This window comes from Paenibacillus sp. Y660 (assembly GCF_057221575.1).
On sequence record NZ_JBXBBJ010000018.1, the window covers coordinates 57,013 to 75,378 of the forward strand.

Consider the following 18,366-nt stretch of genomic DNA (forward strand, 5'->3'; position numbering starts at 1 on the left):
AGATTCAAGCATAAGACTTGCGAAAGCAAGCATGGCTCCATAATACTTTTTTTTTAGGAGTGAGAGGTACAGCATGACGGAACAATGGCAGCTGGATATCGCGAATTGGATCGGAAGCGGAGAACTGCTGCAGGCTACACTAAGCCAGCCAAGGCGCAAGGACGACTCGTCTGCGCCGAAAACAATCATTCGCCCAACGAAGCTGAAGAACGGATTGTTTTATCAGTTTGAATATCATTTTGCAAATAAAGTTACCCATGAAAATGTTGCGGAGCCTCAGGCTGCCGAGAGAGTCATCGATCTTCTTCAGGAAAATTACCGGCAAGCGCTGGTGAAGACGCCTGAGGCTGATGTACAGCTGCTCTTCAGCAAGAAGGGCAAGGCTGCTATTTTGAAGAAGCCTCCCACAGGGGGATCGCGTCCAGCAAATCTGGAGCATAACCGGCAAAAGCAGCGCATAATAGCCGAAGGCAAAGCAGCGCCGTTTCTTGTCGAGCTGGGCATCATGACGCCGGAAGGACTCGTCCATGCGAAAAAGCAGGACAAATACCGGCAGATCAATCGCTTTCTTGAGATGGTTACCGATGTGCTTGCTTATTTGCCGACGGAACGGGAGCTTACGATCGTTGATTTTGGCTGCGGAAAATCTTATTTGACGTTTGCGCTTTACCATTTGCTTGCCGTTGAGCAGCAGCGGAAAATCAAGATTATAGGCCTCGACTTGAAAGCAGATGTCATTGCATTTTGCTCGAAGCTGGCCGAGAAGCTTGGTTACGATAAGCTCCAATTCCTCGTTGGCGACATTGCGGAGTATGAGGAGCTGCAGGCTGCGGATATGGTCGTTACGCTTCATGCTTGCGATACTGCGACGGATGCCGCTCTTGCTAAAGCAGTAAATTGGGGCGCCTCGGTCATTATGTCGGTCCCATGCTGCCAGCATGAGCTGTTCAAGCAGGTCAGCAACGATGTCTTATCTCCGCTTCTCACGCAAGGCTTGCTGAAGGAGCGCTTCTCGGCGCTTGCAACCGATGCGGCCCGGGGAACGCTGCTTGAGGTGCTTGGCTACAAGGTGCAAATGCTGGAATTTGTAGACCCGGAGCATACGCCAAAAAATTTGCTAATTCGCGCTGTGCGATCGGAGCAGCAGGGGCAGCAAGGATTAGCTATGAAAAAATGGGAGCAATATGAGCAATTTCGCCAGTTTTTGAGCATATCTCCGTCGCTGGAGCATATGCTTGCCGATCGATTGCCGAAACGTTCTTCCCAGCAGGAGGTTTAAAATTAAATAATTGTCGATACAAGTAACATTTGCTACAATGGAAGAAGATGGCTGTCAAATGGATGGGTGAACCGTATTGGGATGGATGATCTGGCTAGACTTTAGTATGTTTCTAGTGCTGTTCGGCTTATTTTTCTACGTTTTGACCTCAAGTACGGTTACCGTTTTGCATCGCATTTATTTGTTTCTACATACCGTATTTATGATTTGGACGCTCTCTCAGTTTGTTTCGCAGACAACTTCTGCTGCGCACTTCAAACTCTTCTATCTTTCCATTTCATATACAGCTCTCTCGCTGCTAGGAATCGGTTGGTTCGTCTTTATCGTATTCCTTACCGGCCAGTCGTATGTAATACGAAAGAGCCGGTTATTCCTTTTAGCTGCGCCTGCGCTTATTTCGGTTGCTGCAGTCGTTGTGAACCCAAATGGAATGTTTCTTCAAATTAATGCCCAGCTTACTCCGCTCAAGCAGCTTCAGCATGGACCTCTATATTGGATCATGGTCACGCAACTGGTTCTATATATGGTCGTATCCTTTATTATAATGTTCTACAAGCTGCGAGTGGAAAAGGCGGATCGGCAGCGTACACAAATCAAGACGGCGTTCAACGGTATGTTCGTACTGCTTTTGTTCTCCATCGCTGATTTAGTTCTCAATATCTTTATAATCGAGCAATTCATTCGATATATTCCGCTCATATCAATAGGCATGGCGTTTGCAGCTGTTTATTTGGTCCATGCCATAAAGCGCAACAAAGTTCTCGATATTATTCAAACCGTTCAACGGGACGTTATGAATACGATGTCGATGGGCATTATTGTGCTGGATGAGAACGATACGATTATTGAAGTGAATAAAGTGCTCAGATCGATTATCCGTCTTCGTATAGGGGATAAATTTAATCCTGCTCTCCTTGGTCCCCAGTTCAAAGGAGAACCTTTGAGTGTGTTTATGGTATTTATGGATGCGCAGCGCGCGCGCCCGCTGGACAGGCATGAAATTGAGATTGCCATTCAGTTTGACAAATATCGCCATGTGATCGTACAATCCGCTCCTATTCTCAACAATAAGAAGACGCCTGTAGGAATAGTGCTGACCTTTCAAGATGTGACAGAGCTAAGATTGCTCGTTCAAGAAACGAATATTCAAAATGAGCAGCTGCAGGATCGCAATCGAGATTTGCTTATTATGCAGGATGAGCTGTTCCAAGCCAACAAGAAGCTGGAGCATATGGCGGTTACGGATGGTTTGACAGGCTGCTTTAACCGTCGATATTTGCTCTATCAGCTGGAGCAAGAGGTCGTAACCAACATTCGTTGCGGCATTCCTTTCTCAATCTTTTTATTTGATCTGGATCATTTCAAATCAATCAACGATAAGTATGGTCATTTGGTTGGCGATGAGGTGCTATGCAGTACGGTTGATGCGGTCAGGGGAGCTTTGCGGTTCACCGATATATTGGCTAGGTACGGCGGTGAAGAGTTTACGGTGTACTTGCCGCATACGAACCGTGAGCAAGCTGACCATATTGCCGAGCTTCTTATGCAAACGGTAGAGCACAACAAGGTGAATACAGGCATTGGCGAGCATCCGATATCCGTTACAGTCAGCATGGGCGTCATCTCGATTGAGCACTTTGAGCCTTCCGATCTTACAGATCCGAAAGGGTTCCTGCGGGAGCTTCTAGCCCAAGCAGATGCAGCGTTGTATGAGGCAAAATATAGTGGCCGAAACCGAATCGTCAAACGCAAATTAGCATAGAGGCTTGAACTTCACTGTTCAGGCTTTTTTTTTAGTACAGTTTCCATAGTCAGTCCGAGAATGTTCTGATAAAATAGAAACTATCCGGTTTAAAGCGCTATTACTATCGAAGGCGGGAACTAATCTAATGAGAAAAGTGCAAATTGGAATGGTCAAGCCGGGAGACAAGGTGGCGAAACCCATTTTTCAAGAAAACGGCCACGTTCTTCTAGGAGAAGGGGTTGAGCTAAATGATCGTTACATTGAGCGATTGCAAAACTTGGGCATCGATTTTCTGTTCATAGAGGATGGATTGACGGAGGACTTAGTTCCCGAGGATACGATCCGTGAGGAAACGCGCAAGCAAGCTGTCGATACCATTTACAAGACGATGAACTCCTTCAAAGACCAGACCGTGACAAAAGGACGAACGATTGCGCCTGATATGGGCCGAAATTTCCGGGCGGTATTCGGGCAAATCATGCAGGATTTAGCTACACGACCTAATATGCTCGTCAACTTAACCAGCATTCATGCCAAGGATGCTTATTTGTTTCAGCATTCGTTTAACGTGGCAGTGCTCGCGGGTATCATGGGCATAGCGAAAGGCTTTAATCGCAATCAGCTCGAAGAGCTCGGCATTGGCGCGCTTCTTTTCGATATCGGCATGACCAAGGTGCCTCCGAAGCTTCTAGCCAACACAGGCAACTTATCGGCGGATGACCGTACAATCGTTCATAGCCATGCCAAGGAAGGCTTTGATATCTTACGAAAGTATCATGATATATCAATCGTGTCCGCACATTGTGCCCTTCAGCATCACGAGCGTTTTAATGGATCGGGCTACCCGCGCGGGCTCAAGGAAAGCGAAATACATATGTATGCTCAAATCGTTGGTCTAGCCGATACCTTTGATGCGTTGACCTCGCCGAGGCCGCACCGAAAGCGTTACACGGCAAGCGAAGCAATCGAATTTTTGTTTGCGGCCGGCGGTACTTTTTTCGATCTGGACCTTATCAAGCTTTTTTGTAAACATATATCGATCTATCCGATCTCCACTTCGCTCTTGCTCAGTACCGGTCAGGTAGGCGTCGTATCAGAAAACAACGAGCTGGCCGTCCACCGTCCACGCGTACGTATTATTATGGAGGCGAACGGCACGCAGCCCGCTTCGCAGTATGAGATCGATCTTAAGGACGAGCTTTTCATCACGATTGTGAAAGAGCTTTAATTCATCAGATTAAATATAGGCATCAGGCATAGGAGCTTGACCATACCGCGCTTCATCCTCTCGCATACTCTAGTATAAATGCTGGAAGTAGTGGCAGGATGGCAAATCGGGTCAAGTGCCGACCTTGACGACAGTCAATTATACGCTTCAAGTCTACGATAGCTTAGGTAGAGTGTATCGTACGAGATTGATACCGGCAGGCGTAGAAGCGTTCGCGGTTATCGGTTAAATGAGCGCCCAGAGAAACCTTCCACTCGCAGCTATTTTGCTGCTGAGATGGAAGGTTTCTTTTTGCCTAAATGGTAGACTTGCTTTATCTCTGCTAGTGTTTAAGGTAAAATAATGAGAAATAGCGCTAGTAAGGGATGTGCATTCTATTATGGGAACATTACAGCACCACAAGCTATCCAAGCTGGAAGTGCTGCGAAGAGTGCTGTTTATTACACTCGGTGCGGCGCTGGTCTCGGTTGGTCTGGAAATTTTTCTTGTACCAAATCACATTATTGATGGCGGTATTGTTGGTATATCGATTATGGCCTCGCATTTAACGAAAGTGCCGCTTGGTTTGTTTCTATTTGTATTAAATCTTCCTTTTTTGTTTCTCGGGTACAAGCAAATTGGCAAAACCTTCGCAATCTCGACGCTGTATGGCGTATCGGTTATGTCTCTGGGAACGTTTTTGCTTCATCCGGTGCCGCCTCTTACGGTAGAGCCCTTTCTGGCTGCTATTTTTGGCGGTGTCATATTAGGCGTCGGAGTCGGCATGGTTATTCGATTCGGGGGATCGCTTGACGGCACGGAAATCATCGCCATTTTGTTTAACAAGCGGCTGCCGTTCTCGGTCGGCGAGACGGTTATGTTCTTTAACCTATTTATACTTGGCAGCGCGGGCTTTGTGTTCGGCTGGGATCGGGCGATGTACTCGCTTATCGCGTATTACATTGCGTTTAGGATGATAGATACTACGATGGAGGGCTTTGATGAATCGAAAGCAGTGTGGATCATTAGTGACGAAGCCAAGGAAATCGGCGCAGCTATTATGAGCCGGCTTGGTCGCGGCGTTACTTATTTGCACGGTGAGGGCGGCTTTACGGGCGGAAACAAGCGCGTCATCTTCTGTGTCATTACGCGGCTTGAGGAAGCGAAAATGAAGTCGATCGTGCATGAGCTGGACCCTGTCGCTTTCCTCGCAGTCGGCAATATTCACGATGTGAAGGGCGGACGGTTTAAGAAACGGGATATTCACTAATGATGATAGTAGTCCTCGAAGAGGGACGGCGGAGCCGCTTCGGCTTGTCATCGATCGACAGGCTATCGAATAGGGACGAAGGAGATCATCGCATTGGACGAGTTTGAGAGCATTCATCACTGGACGTCAGGCAGGCAAGAGGACGAGTGGCAGCGGCAGCGAGGCATTGTAGTCGGTATCGGCGATGATGCCGCCGTTGTTGATCCAGCCGCGGCCGCGGATGGCGTAGCCGAGCCGAAGCGTCTGCTGCTGGCGGTCGACACGATGGTGGAGACCGTCCACTTCAAGCAGTCGACGATGAGGGACGAGGATGTCGGCTATAAGGCGCTTGCCGCGAACATCAGCGATATTGCCGCGATGGGAGGCGTGCCCTTGCATGCGCTCGTCTCGGTCAGCGTGCCGCCCGCGTATACGCCGGAGCGGATGCGGAGGCTGTATGATGGGCTGTACGAGTGCGCCGAGCGCTACGGGGTTGCTGTTGCGGGAGGCGATACGACGTCGTCGCCGGAGCATTTGGTTGTGGCGGTAACGGTGACGGGAACCGTTGAAGCGGGGCGCGAGCTGCGACGCTCGGGCGCTATGCCGGGCGATGCGGTGTTTGTGACCGGCGCGGTCGGCATGTCGGCGGCGGGCTTGCACGCGCTGCTTGCCGAGGAGGCGCGAGGTACAGCTGACGCTTCCGCGGCTGGGGCGGACCAGGCGTTAGGCGCTTTGGTGAAGGCGCATCAGCGGCCAAGTCCATCGGTGCGGGCAGGTAGGCTGCTGCTTGCGCGGGGAAGCTGTCGTTCGCTCAATGATGTGAGCGACGGTCTAGCGAGCGAGGCGTGGGAGATCGCGGAGGCTTCGGGACTGCGGCTTGTGCTGCGGGAGAAGCTGCTCCCAAGGAGCGGAAGCATGGCGGCCTACGCTTCAAGCGTAGGCGTTGATCCGCTAGAATGGATGCTCTATGGCGGAGAGGATTATGTATTGCTAGGTACGATGGCAGCCAAGGATGCCGAAATGATGCAGCTTGTCTTTCAGCAGGAAGGCATTCCTTTTTTTATCATTGGGGAGGCCGAGCCGGGCGAGCCGGGCGTAGAGCTTATACGTTATAATCAAGTGGGCAAGGGAAATGGACAACAGTCTCAAAACGAGAAGCGGGTAAATCTTAAGAAGCGCGGATACAATCATTTTTTGTGATGAACGGGTGAAAAAGCATGCAACAGCAGGTAGGCAAGGCCACTTGGATGGCACAATCGGAACAGGATACGATAGCTTTGGCTCGGCAGCTTGCTGCTTTGGCAAATGCAGGCGCACTGCTTGCGCTGGACGGCGATCTTGGCGCTGGCAAAACGAGGTTTTCGCAAGCTTTTGCCGAAGCTATAGGCGTAAAGGGCATTGTAAACAGTCCGACATTTACGATTATTAAAGAATACGAAGGGGATAAGCTTCCCTTTTATCATATGGATGTATACAGGCTTTCGCTTGCGGAAGCGGACGAGCTGGGTTTGGATGATTATTTTTATGGCGATGGCGTAACGATCGTGGAATGGGCAAGCTTGATTAAAGAGCTGCTGCCAGTCGAGCGTCTGGAGCTGTATATCGAGCATCTTGGCGATGAAGCGCGGCGTATTCAATTGACTGGCTACGGGCAACTGTACGCAAGCTGGTGCGAATCCGTGAATGAGATAGGAGCGGGCAGATGAGATTGGAACAGAACAATCAAGCGGGAGCGATTTTGGCATTAGATACGTCGACGGCATCGATGGCTGCGGCTATCGTTAACGGAAATGACGTGCTGGCTGAAATTCAAACGTTAGCGGAAAGAAATCATTCGGTTCATGTGGTGACGCATATCAAGGATATGCTGCAAAATAGCGGTATTGCGGAAACGGACATCGAAGCGATTGCTGTTGGCAACGGGCCGGGCTCCTACACGGGAATGCGCATTGCGGTATCGGTCGCGAAGACGCTTGCTTGGGTATGGAATAAGCCTCTTGTAGGCGTATCCAGCCTTGAGGCGCTTGCTTACGGAGCGTGGCATCAATCATTGGACGCGGAAGCGGAAGAGACGAAAGCACTTGATGGAGAACATTGGGTGCTCCCAATCATGGACGCTAGGCGCGGTCAAGTTTATTCGTCTTGTTTCCAGATGACGAATAAGAATCAATGGAGCCGCTGGACAGAAGATGGCGTGCGGCTTATGAAGAGTTTTGTCGATCAACTGGAGCAGCGTTTGGCTGTTCAGCCGGCGGGTGCAGTTCGAAGCATCTCCTTGGTGGGAGATTTGTCGCTTCATGGGCAGGAAGCAGAGCGGCTGCAGCAAATCGGCGCTTCAGCAGGGGTAACCGTCCGGCTGCAGCCTTTTGTCCAAGAAGGAAAATGGATCGCTTGGCTTGGACGCATGAGGCTGGAGGCAGGTCTGACCGAGAACCCCCATACTTTTATTCCTAACTACACGCAGCTAACCGAAGCTGAAGTCGTATGGAAGGCAAAGCAGGAAGGTGAAGCGAAGGTATGAATATCGACGTGAACAAGCTCATTTATCGCGCGATGACGATGGCTGACATTCCAGCAATAGTGGCGATTGAGCAGGAGGCGTTTTCGAGTCCTTGGACGACAGAGGCGTTCACGAATGAACTGATGAACAATTTATTTGCCAGATATATGATTATGGAATATGAGGAGCAAATTATCGGCTACGGCGGCATGTGGGTCATTATGGACGAGGCGCATGTCACGAATATTGCGGTAAGATCGGATTATCGCGGACAAGGGCTGGGCAGCTGCTTGTTGATGGAGCTGCAGCGGACGGCTGTCTTTTTTGGCGCTGTCAAAATGACGCTTGAGGTTCGTCCTTCCAATGAAATCGCGCAGCGGCTTTATCGAAAATACGGCTTTGAGCTATCAGGCATTCGCCCGCGCTATTATTCGGATAACAATGAAGATGCGCTTATTATGTGGGCAGAGCTTGACCATGAGCAGCTGAAGACAGGGGAGCAATGAACGTGAGTCAGTTAGAGAGAACAGCAAACGCCGAGCGGGCGAATGATATTATTTTGGCGATAGAAACAAGCTGCGATGAGACATCGGCATCTGTTATCCGCGGCGGCAAGCATATTTTATCGAACGTGGTATCCAGTCAAATCGAGATTCATGAACGCTTCGGAGGCGTAGTGCCGGAGATTGCTTCACGCAAGCATGTGGAGTCGATTACACTGATCATCGAGCAGGCTGTTAAGGAATCAGGCCTTACGCTAAAGGATATGTCGGCCATTGCGGTGACGCAGGGACCCGGACTCGTAGGCGCATTGCTCGTAGGCGTTGTAGCTGCCAAAAGCTTGTCTATGGCACTTAATATTCCGCTTATCGGCACACATCATATTGCAGGTCATATTTATGCTAACGAGCTTGTGCATGACATCGTTTATCCTAGTATGGCGCTTGTTGTCTCTGGCGGTCATACCGAGCTTGTGCTGCTTCAGAGCGAGGGTGATTTTCGTATCGTTGGCCGCACAAGAGATGACGCGGTCGGTGAAGCATACGATAAAGTTGCGCGTGCGCTTCACTTGCCGTACCCAGGCGGTCCGCATATTGACAAGCTTGCAGTCGAAGCGGAGGAGTCGATTGCTTTGCCTAGGGCATGGCTTGAGGCGGATAGCTACGACTTCAGCTTCAGCGGCTTGAAATCAGCGGTGCTTGCCGTTATTAACCAGACGCGAATGAAGGGGCTAGTGCTTAATGAGCCAGCTTTGGCACGCGGCTTCCAAGAGTCGGTTACGGAGGTGCTCGTTACAAAAGCGCTGCGCGCTGTACGCCAATTTGGTGCGAAGCAGCTGCTGCTATGCGGCGGCGTAGCTGCTAACAAGGGCCTTAGAACGGCGCTAACGGCTCGCTGCGAGTCGGAACGGGTGCAACTGCTCATTCCTCCGAATTCGCTCTGCACGGATAATGCTGCCATGATTGGTGCGGCTGCTTATATTAAGCTAAAGCATTCGGAATTTACCGACCTCGATATGAAGGCGGATCCTGGCTTCTCGCTGGAGAGCTGGTCTGTGGGCAGATGATTCTATTCAAAAAAATATTTGGATATGGAATTGACAGACTATTTTGAAGGGCATATAATAAGCAACAATACTACAAACTTCAACCTCATACGTTACAAACGCAAGGAACAGGAACAGTAAAGCTTGTCCGGGAATGTCGGCAGGGTGGGTATGAATGAGCTTCATTCATCCATCGCTGAGATGCAGAGAGCTGCGGGATGGTGCAACGCAGTCGAAGGATGCTTGAAGCTCACCTGGGAGCGGAACAGTGGAAACGATGGCGGCAATTAGTCAATTGCCAATAGCCATGCAGGTACATTGTTACGGTTAACCACCGTAATCGGGTGCATGTGAGTCAACATCCGGAGTTGGCCATATGCTTAAGTTGGGCGTCCCTGCTCGTTTGCGAACGTATGGGTGTCAACAAGGGTGGTACCGCGCGGGTCTTTCATAGCCTGTCGTCTCTTGATTCAAGAGACGACAGGCTTTTCTTGTTGTCCAGGAATTGAAGTATCCAGCATGAATACGATAAGGAACAAACAACATAGAGTGGAAACGCTATGAACAGGAGCAGTAGAACAATAGGCTGGCAAAGCGAATTTCGAAGCTGTCTCATCATACTGTGATGAGACAATCGATCGAAATCGCGCAGAGAGCTGCGGGGTGGTGCGACGCAGTCGAAGCTGAGGTTTGAATCTCGCCTGGGAGCGGAACGGTGGAATCGGGTTGTCTTCGGACAAAATGACTACATCGTTACGGCTAGCCGCCGTCATCCGGCATTTAAGCGGGCTCAGATCCCCGCAGCAAGCAGCAGGCTTCCCTCTTTGAGGCAGTCTCAGCCAGCTTCTGCAGCAAGGACTGGCCAATTAGAGTGGTACCACGGCAGCGTAAAGCTCGTCGTCTCTTACAAGGAGACGTCGAGCTTTTTTTTGTACCCAAAAACAATCCAACCAACCTTTAGGAGGACTTAACGATGACAAACGAAATGAAAAAAATTCAAATTTTTGATACAACTTTGCGTGATGGCGAGCAATCGCCAGGTGCTTCCCTTGATCCTGAACGTAAAATCATCATTGCCCGCCAGCTTGGGAAACTTGGCATCGATGTCATTGAGCCCGGCTTCCCGGTATCCAGCCCCGGCGAATTTGCAGCGGTACAGCAAATCTCCCGAGAACTGCAGCATGTGGAGATCGCTGGATTCGCTAGAGCGGTAAAGGTGGATATTGACGCTGCAGTGAAAGCGACTCAGGATGCGGCGCGGAGACGGCTTCACTTATTTATATCCTCGTCGGACATTCATCTTAATCATCAACTGCGCAAATCAAGGGACGAGGTCGTCAAAATCGCCCGCGATATGGTGGCATACGGGAAACAATTCGTTGATGAAATTGAGTTTTCGGCAATGGACTCCACAAGGTCAGGCAGAGATTTTGTCATTCAGCTCGTAGAAGCGGTTATTGCCGAAGGAGCAACGATCATCAACCTTCCTGATACGCTTGGTTATGCCATGCCAGAGGAAATGAGCGAGTTGTTCCGCGCTGTGCGGAAGCAAGCGAGAGGCGGCGAGACGGTAAGATACAGCGCACATTGTCATAATGATCTTGGTCTAGCGGTAGCTAACAGCATTGCGGCAATCCATGGAGGCGCTACACAAATCGAAGTAACGGTAAACGGAATCGGCGAGCGGGCGGGCAACTGCTCCTTGGAAGAGCTGGTAATGGCTATCGAAACGCGCAATGATGCGATTCAAGCGGAAACCAACATTCAAATCGGAGAGATTTTTGAAACGTCACGAATGGTAAGCCGCGCCATGCATTTCCCAATTGCTTACAATAAGCCGATCGTCGGACGCAATGCCTTTCAGCATGAATCGGGCATTCACCAGGATGGCTTGCTGAAAAACCGCAATACGTACGAGATCATGGATCCGGAAGCGATGGGTATCCCGCGGAACATGATTATACTAGGCAAGCATTCCGGCCGCCATGCGATTAAGCACCGCCTTTCTGAATACGGCATCGACATGACGGATGCTCAGCTGCAGGATGTGTACGACAAATTCAAGGAAACGGCAGATGCGCAAAAAATCGTTACGGATGACGAGCTGATCCGTATTGCAGGCGAGCTGACGCAGACGCAGCCAGATCCCTACGTGATGGTAGATCTGCATGTCAGTGCCGGTACGCAGCGCTCGAGGACAGCTACAGTAACGATCCGTGAGAATGAATTTGGCACGGAGCAGTCGTATATTGCGATGGGAGCAGGTCCCTTGGAAGCGGTTATCCATGCAATTCAGCAAGCGATTCCGGTAGCAGCTGAATTCGAGGATCTGGAGCTTCACTCTTTATCAACAGGCGAGGATGCCCATGGAGAAGCGGTTGTCAGCATTTTGCACATGGAGCAGCGTTTCCGCGGTACTTCTATCCATAAAGACATTGTCCTTGCCGCGGCACAAGCCTACATCGCAGCTTGTAATCAGGCGGTTATGACGACGGGAAGCAGACATGTTGAGGCTAGTGCGGCTAAAACTAAAGCTAAAGCGGTTCAATGATTTTTGGCTCAAGCCATAAGGGGAGTGGTTTATAATGAATAAAATCATTCAATACTACAACCAATTTGATGAATGGGGGCGTCTCGAAAGAGCGCCCCTTGAGTTTATCGTAAATTTCGGATGAAGGCAGGTTCACGGGCGTCTACTATCATTTAATAGAAGATATTAAGCCATTAATGGAAGGACACGGCTTTAAAACAGTCAAATTGATTGGATCATCGAGTGTTGCCGGCGCTCTATCGCAGGAGCAATTCGATTATTGGCAATCGCTTGGAGAGGGCGAGTATGCGAAATGCATGGAGCTTATTTGCGCTTCCGCGGACAATGTTCATCTACTAGGAACCTCCTCGCATTTGCTGTATATCGGCAGAAGAAAATAACACCATCTATTTGACAATTTTAGTGTTGTGCACAAAGTTATCCACAATCGAGTGCTGTTTTGTGTATAAGATTGTGAAAAGCCTGAAAACACTGGATTTACTCAACCTTCATATTGTGAGCGAAAAGGGGATAGTTTTTTCATGATTTAGTTGTGGATAATGTGTATAACATGGATAAATAATTGGGATTGTATGAGTTTGTACCTATGAAACGACGAAAACCGCGAAAATGCTACCATATTGCCTGCGTATTATCGACAGAATTAACTAACAATTTATACAGAGTTGTTGATATTTTTGTGGATAAATATAATTAGCTAATTTTTAGTTATTTTGGAATGATGTGTTTTCTTTTGCTTATGGTTGCGCTTACATTGCGGTCGCGCAAAATTTTTGCGTGAATTACTAGTCATGTTTTCGGTGAAAAAGTTTGCGATATGCGTTATCGTGAAACTATGACGCATACTTAAAACATATATCTCACCGTATAACGAATAACTCACGCAAAGTTTAAGTGTGAATGGAGGTTAACCAAGGAATGGAAAAGGAAACGATCATTCATGTAAGCTCGGTCAGCAAGTACTATGGCGCGAATAAGGCAGTGGATCGGGTATCCTTCAAAGTAAATGAAGGAGAGATTTTCGGAATTATCGGTACGCACGGTGCAGGAAAAACGACGCTGCTCGAAATGCTAATGGGTATTCGTATGCCAGACCAAGGAAGCATCCGCATATACGGCCACGATGTGGTTCATGATGCAGAACGGTTGAAGGAAGATATTGGGATTCATTTGCAAAGCACGTCCTTAGTCGATAAAATGAATGTTCGCGAGGCAATGGAGCTTTTTCAAGGCTTCTATAAACGGAAAAATAATTTGGATCGTATCATTGAACAATTTGGACTTAGCCCATATTCGGATAAATTAGTAAAGCGCCTGTCCGGCGGCTGGAGACAGCGCACAGCACTAGCAATTGCATTAGTAAATGATCCCAAAATCATATTTTTGGATGAACCAACAACGGGTCTGGACCCGCAAGCCAAAAAAGAATATTGGACTCTTCTTAAGCTGCTTAAGCAACAGGGGAAAACAATCGTTGTTGCTTCTCATGACATGGAGGAAATTCAAAGAAATTGCAATCGTGTTTGCGTTATGCGAAAAGGTGAGTTTATTACATGCGATAATCCCTCGTCGCTTATCGCACAGCTGCCAGGCGGCGGCATGACGATGGAAGCAGTGTATATGCATCACGCAGTTGAACTGAATAGGAGTGTCAGCGTATAAGGAAAATCAAAAATTAAGAAAAAGACATCACATGGATCTGTTTACTTCAAGGAGGGCTTTTTAGAAATGGATCATCGCGATCGCATCAAAAGTCCGTCAGTCGAGCGCAGGGAATTACTTGAATTAAGAATGGAGATGATTGCAACCCTAATAAATCAAATGAGCGAGGGGGGAAATAAGAAAGAGGAAATTCCGACGGAAAAAAAGCGCAAATGGTTCAGCGACTGCAACGGCATAATTAAACATCGTTCGTTAACTCATTTTGTTACTATGGTTCACCGTATGTTTACGTTATAATTTCATAGTATAATAGAATGATCTTGATTTAGCGGAGGTTCGCTTGTGAACGATTGTATCCCACTCATTGGTCAACAAATGCAAAGGATGGTTCAGCGGTTTTTTACTGCTGAGCCTCTTGCGCGATTTGCTGAGGTTTTTATTGAAGACAAGCTGGCTGAAACGATTCGATTTGGACAGATGACCGTCATTCACTATCGCATGTTTGGCGGTATTGGCGACGAAGTATACGAGGCTGCAGCTGCCGTAGAGCTGTTTATTTTGGCTTCGGATATATTGGATGATTTGCAGGATCAGGACGCCCCGCATAAGGCATGGATGCAGGCTCCACAGCCTATTGCGATTCATGTCGCCTCATCGCTGCTAACGTTGTCCCAGCAAGCGATGTTGAGCTGTGCGACGAATGATGAGATGAGAATAGCGCTTATGGAAATGATGAATAGGCTGCTGCTTCAGTCAGCGAACGGTCAAATGCTCGACATTATGAATGATATTGCGGACGAGCAGTCCTATTTGGACATGGTTAAGCAAAAATCAGCGACATTGCTGCAGCTCGCTTGTATGACCGGTGTTATGCTTGCCGGCCAGCCCTGGAATAGCATAGTAGCGGAGTATGCGATTGAGATTGGCGTAGCTGCCCAAATTCAAAATGATCTTCGGGATTTGCTGAGATGGGATGATAAGAGCGATTTCCTCCAGTGCAAGCGTACGCTGCTCACTCTCTATTTAATAGAGAGCGAGGCAGACGAGGATCGATGGATTAAAGATTATTTCGAGGGTCGGCTTTCTATAGAGGAAGTAGCTATGAAGCGTGAGCTTTTTCTCGAAACATGCGAAAGAACCGGAACTATACTGTATGGTTCAGTCATGAGCAGGATGCACTACAATAGATTTGAAGAGTTAGTAGACACTATTCAGGAGATAGGTCCTTGGAAATCGACATTTTTACATATTTTAAACCAAAAAATTGCATAATTACAAACCACGCAAAAGTCATTTCGGTAAATACGAATCACTTTTGCGTTTATTGTCGATTCTATTCCTGTTATAGTAGAGAAGTAATATGATTTCAAAATTTTAGTAGAGAATCGGAGGAGTTAAAATGTTAAAAGAAGCGATTCGTCAGTTGGTAAGCAGTACAGAAAAAATGTCTATGGCTATGGGTGGACAATTGCAAGTTGCAGGTGTCTCTGCTGCAGAACAAAAAGCTCTTCTTGGTGAACTAAAGAACAAAAACGAAAAAAACAGCGGATACGCATACATGTGGAACTAGCATAATGATTTTGTCAGAAGGGAAGAGGAGTGCATGAGACAGAATTTTTTTAACCGCATTATAGCCATCCTCTTCCTGCTTGTCTTTCTAGCTTCTATTTTATATTTAACTGCAGTGATCGTAAGAATTCCTTCTATTGGTGCTGTACTGTTGGAGGAGACCGGTCACCGTTATTTTGTAAAGTCATTAGAACCAGCGGGACAAGCAGAAGTAAAAGGAATTAAAATTGGGGATCAAGTTTTAGAAGTGAATGGAAAGCCAGTTCAGGAGTTTGAAAATGTTAGAAAATATAATTCAATTGAATATGCAGATAATGTTCTAGTTTTACATAGGGATAATGGGACTCAAATGATTGAATTTCCGAAGGGATGGACAGGTGACCATTCGTTGTGGGAGCTGTTTATTCAATTATATATCCCTGGCGTTTCACTCATTATTTTTTGCGCTTTTTCAGGATTTTTGTATGCTAAACGGAGAAATGATACAGCAGCAATCCTCCTAATTTTGTTTTTTAGTTCTATTGGCTTGAGCTACTTTAGTTCTGCAGCATCAAGTCGCAGCGATCCGGTTGGACTTACTATTATTTATTTGGTTCTACCAAATATCCCATTGTTGTTTATGAGCTTTATGAATATCTTTTTGCAGAGATTTGATGTTCTTTTTATTAGCAAACGAGCATTGAATACGCTCTACGCTCTTGTTGGATTAGTTGGCATTGGAAGTTTGCTTTATATATGGACAAATATGGCATCCAGCCATATTTATACTTATATCCAAATAGCCTATAGCAGCTCTGTGCTGGTAGGTAATTTTGTATGCGTTTATATGCTAATTCGAAAGTTTATTAATCATCGACGTACAAAGATGCATTCCTTGTTCACCATTACACTGATCTCTCATCTTGTAGCTTTTACTCCATTTGCATTATTGAATTTATTGCCTCAAATCATTGGCAAGGATCAGGTTTTGCCAGCTGCATTTACAGCTCTCTTCCTATTCGTTTTGCCAATCGTCTATTTTTATCTATCAACCTCGAATCAATTGTTTGACATCGATTTTATATTAACAAGATTTAAGTATTATACAGCGCTTGCATTAATCCCGTCTTTTATTGTGTCCGCTCTTGTGACATTTGTAATAATAGGTGAGAATAATCCGTCATGGTCCGTATGGTTTGGCGTATTTTTTGTCATTTACGTCGGTATGACGTTATTTCTATATGCGAAGGAACAAATTGACCAGCGTTTCAGACCAAAGCTCTTTAAGGCGATGTACAGCTATCAAGACAGCCTTGACCGGTTCTCACGCAAGGTTGCGAGAGTAATGAAGCAAGCCGATTTGGAAGCGGTTCTGATGCAAGAAATTTCAGACCTGCTGCCGGTAAAACGAATTGATTTTATGATCGTGGAGCAATCGGAGAATACCGTATATCCGATTGGAGAGCACCCTGAGGAGCTCATCACTGCAGAGTTTTTGCTTGGGACGGTAAATTCCCTTCAAGTTGGCGAATTAATCGAACTGCCTTACGGCTTAGGTCTTGTTATAGGCAGACAGCGGTCAAGACACCATATTTTATGGATTGGGATGAAAACGAACCATACCCGTTTTAACTCGGATGAGCTGCGTTGGCTAAAGACGATGTCCAGCTACGCGAGCATCGTATTTGAGAACTTGTATTTAATTGAAGGTTTGATCGAGGATCTGGAGTCTGAGGTTCGCAAAGAGCATTCTACATCGCCTTGGGTGCTACGACTGCTGTTCTGTCTTTCTGAGAACGAGAGAAGAAAGCTTGCTGCGGATTTGCATGATTCTGCGCTTCAGGATCAGCTTCTATGGTACCGAAAGCTTGAGTCCATTATGATGGACTATCCGATTTCTGATAATCTGGAGCGTGAGCTGGAGGACATCAAAGAGGGACTGCTAGATGTCATCCATCAGATTCGCGAAACCTGCAATGAGCTGCGGCCGCCTCTTCTGAAAGAGATGGGCGTTGTTGAGGCTGTTGAGTCGATCATTGAGCATACGCAAATGCGTGTGAACTTTGCAGTTGATTTCCGTGCAAATGCATTCTGCCGTCCACTGAACGAGGAGCAAATTACAGCTATTTATCGTATCGTGCAAGAATTGTTGCGCAATGCGGACAAGCATTCACAGGCAAAACTAGTTACTCTCGAGCTCGAGCTACGTAAAGGAACGATATATTTCCGATATCAGGACGATGGAATCGGAATGGATGTCAATCAAATGATTGTTTCTTTTGAGCATATGGGCTTGTCGGGTATTAAAGAGCGGGTGACAGGTCTAGAAGGTGACATCTCATTTTATTCGGAACGCGGTAACGGCCTAGAGGTTGTTATTTTGTTGCCAGAAGACATGACAACCGGCAGATCGGAGAGGGGAATATCGCGTGATTCGTATCTTATTAGTTGATGATCATCCTTCCGTTGGGGAAGGAACAAAAAACATGATTGAGCAAGATGGTGAAATGTCGGTTTCGGTTGTTCTCTCAGCTATTGAAGCACTTGATATCGTGCAAATTGAGCGTTTTGATCTGATTTTGTGCGATTTGAATATGCCTGGCATTAGTGGATTAGAATTGACTAAGCGTCTAATTCAGCAGGATCCCGAACGCAAGGTCATTATTTATTCCGGTTACGAGATCGGATCACATTTTAATTTGCTCATTGAGTCAGGGGTATCCGGCTTTATATCCAAGACGGTATCCAGAGAGCAGCTGCACAACGCTATACGCAGCGCGATGCGAGGCGACACCGTTATTCCGATTTCGCTGTTAAAGCAGCTTAGACGTCATGAGGTTACCATTGGTCGTTCAGAAGTGACGATCGAGGATGTTTCCATCAACGAAAAAGAGCAAACGATTTTGCATGAGGTTGCTACGGGCATTAGCAACAAAGAGCTGGCAGCGATGCTGCATGTAAGTCAGCGAAATGTGGAATATCAGTTATCGCGCATTTTCGATAAGCTAAATGTACGCTCTCGCTCGGAAGCCATTAAAGAGGCGCAGCGCCTAGGCTTAATAAGCTTAGAGCAATACTAG

Annotated in this window: 17 protein-coding genes; all 17 read left to right on the forward strand. The window is 47.3% G+C overall.

The features are described 5' to 3' along the window. The first annotated feature begins 73 nt into the window (after positions 1-73). The 17 genes from AC2TDN_RS18970 (at position 74) to AC2TDN_RS19050 (ending at position 18,366) form a co-directional block, all read left to right on the forward strand. Positions 74-1,279: a class I SAM-dependent methyltransferase gene (locus AC2TDN_RS18970; RefSeq protein ID WP_484689750.1), complete on the forward strand. Its 1,206-nt coding sequence runs from the start codon at positions 74-76 to the stop codon at positions 1,277-1,279. An 85-nt stretch (positions 1,280-1,364) separates the two neighbouring features. Continuing rightward, a complete protein-coding gene (locus AC2TDN_RS18975) occupies positions 1,365-3,041 on the forward strand; it encodes a histidine kinase N-terminal 7TM domain-containing diguanylate cyclase (protein ID WP_482067709.1) in 1,677 nt (558 codons plus the stop codon). A 127-nt stretch (positions 3,042-3,168) separates the two neighbouring features. Next, entirely contained in the window at positions 3,169-4,251 is a 1,083-nt protein-coding gene (locus AC2TDN_RS18980; protein ID WP_482067646.1) for an HD-GYP domain-containing protein, read from the forward strand. Positions 4,252-4,630: 379 nt separating this feature from the next. Beyond that, positions 4,631-5,500: a YitT family protein gene (locus AC2TDN_RS18985; protein WP_482067645.1), complete on the forward strand. Its 870-nt coding sequence runs from the start codon at positions 4,631-4,633 to the stop codon at positions 5,498-5,500. A gap of 87 nt (positions 5,501-5,587) precedes the next feature. Then, positions 5,588-6,679: a thiamine-phosphate kinase gene (gene thiL, locus AC2TDN_RS18990; protein ID WP_482067708.1), complete on the forward strand. Its 1,092-nt coding sequence runs from the start codon at positions 5,588-5,590 to the stop codon at positions 6,677-6,679. A gap of 17 nt (positions 6,680-6,696) precedes the next feature. Next, positions 6,697-7,185: a tRNA (adenosine(37)-N6)-threonylcarbamoyltransferase complex ATPase subunit type 1 TsaE gene (gene tsaE, locus AC2TDN_RS18995; protein WP_482067644.1), complete on the forward strand. Its 489-nt coding sequence runs from the start codon at positions 6,697-6,699 to the stop codon at positions 7,183-7,185. Then, on the forward strand, positions 7,182-8,000 hold the full coding sequence (tsaB, locus tag AC2TDN_RS19000) for a tRNA (adenosine(37)-N6)-threonylcarbamoyltransferase complex dimerization subunit type 1 TsaB (RefSeq protein WP_484689752.1): 819 nt from the start codon (positions 7,182-7,184) through the stop codon (positions 7,998-8,000). Before tsaE ends, tsaB begins: the two co-directional genes overlap by 4 nt. Continuing rightward, entirely contained in the window at positions 7,997-8,485 is a 489-nt protein-coding gene (gene rimI, locus AC2TDN_RS19005) for a ribosomal protein S18-alanine N-acetyltransferase (protein ID WP_482067642.1), read from the forward strand. Before tsaB ends, rimI begins: the two co-directional genes overlap by 4 nt. After that, positions 8,482-9,546, forward strand: coding sequence for a tRNA (adenosine(37)-N6)-threonylcarbamoyltransferase complex transferase subunit TsaD (gene tsaD, locus AC2TDN_RS19010; protein ID WP_482067641.1), 1,065 nt, complete (start codon positions 8,482-8,484; stop codon positions 9,544-9,546). Before rimI ends, tsaD begins: the two co-directional genes overlap by 4 nt. A gap of 952 nt (positions 9,547-10,498) precedes the next feature. Further along, positions 10,499-12,076, forward strand: a complete 1,578-nt coding sequence (locus AC2TDN_RS19015) for a 2-isopropylmalate synthase (RefSeq protein WP_484689755.1) — start codon at positions 10,499-10,501, stop codon at positions 12,074-12,076. A 176-nt stretch (positions 12,077-12,252) separates the two neighbouring features. Then, positions 12,253-12,456 (forward strand): hypothetical protein, encoded by a 204-nt coding sequence (locus tag AC2TDN_RS19020; RefSeq protein WP_484689757.1) that lies wholly within the window; start codon positions 12,253-12,255, stop codon positions 12,454-12,456. 538 nt (positions 12,457-12,994) lie between these two features. Then, entirely contained in the window at positions 12,995-13,738 is a 744-nt protein-coding gene (locus tag AC2TDN_RS19025; protein ID WP_482067637.1) for an ABC transporter ATP-binding protein, read from the forward strand. A 66-nt stretch (positions 13,739-13,804) separates the two neighbouring features. Further along, a complete protein-coding gene (locus tag AC2TDN_RS19030; protein ID WP_484689759.1) occupies positions 13,805-14,035 on the forward strand; it encodes a hypothetical protein in 231 nt (76 codons plus the stop codon). A 45-nt stretch (positions 14,036-14,080) separates the two neighbouring features. Then, positions 14,081-15,010, forward strand: coding sequence for a polyprenyl synthetase family protein (locus AC2TDN_RS19035; RefSeq protein ID WP_482067635.1), 930 nt, complete (start codon positions 14,081-14,083; stop codon positions 15,008-15,010). 127 nt (positions 15,011-15,137) lie between these two features. Next, positions 15,138-15,308 carry a hypothetical protein gene (locus AC2TDN_RS19040; RefSeq protein WP_482067634.1) on the forward strand — a complete coding sequence of 57 codons (171 nt, stop codon included), beginning with the start codon at positions 15,138-15,140 and terminating at the stop codon, positions 15,306-15,308. Positions 15,309-15,341: 33 nt separating this feature from the next. Further along, positions 15,342-17,738, forward strand: a complete 2,397-nt coding sequence (locus tag AC2TDN_RS19045) for an ATP-binding protein (RefSeq protein ID WP_484689762.1) — start codon at positions 15,342-15,344, stop codon at positions 17,736-17,738. Further along, a complete protein-coding gene (locus AC2TDN_RS19050) occupies positions 17,716-18,366 on the forward strand; it encodes a response regulator (RefSeq protein ID WP_482067632.1) in 651 nt (216 codons plus the stop codon). Before AC2TDN_RS19045 ends, AC2TDN_RS19050 begins: the two co-directional genes overlap by 23 nt.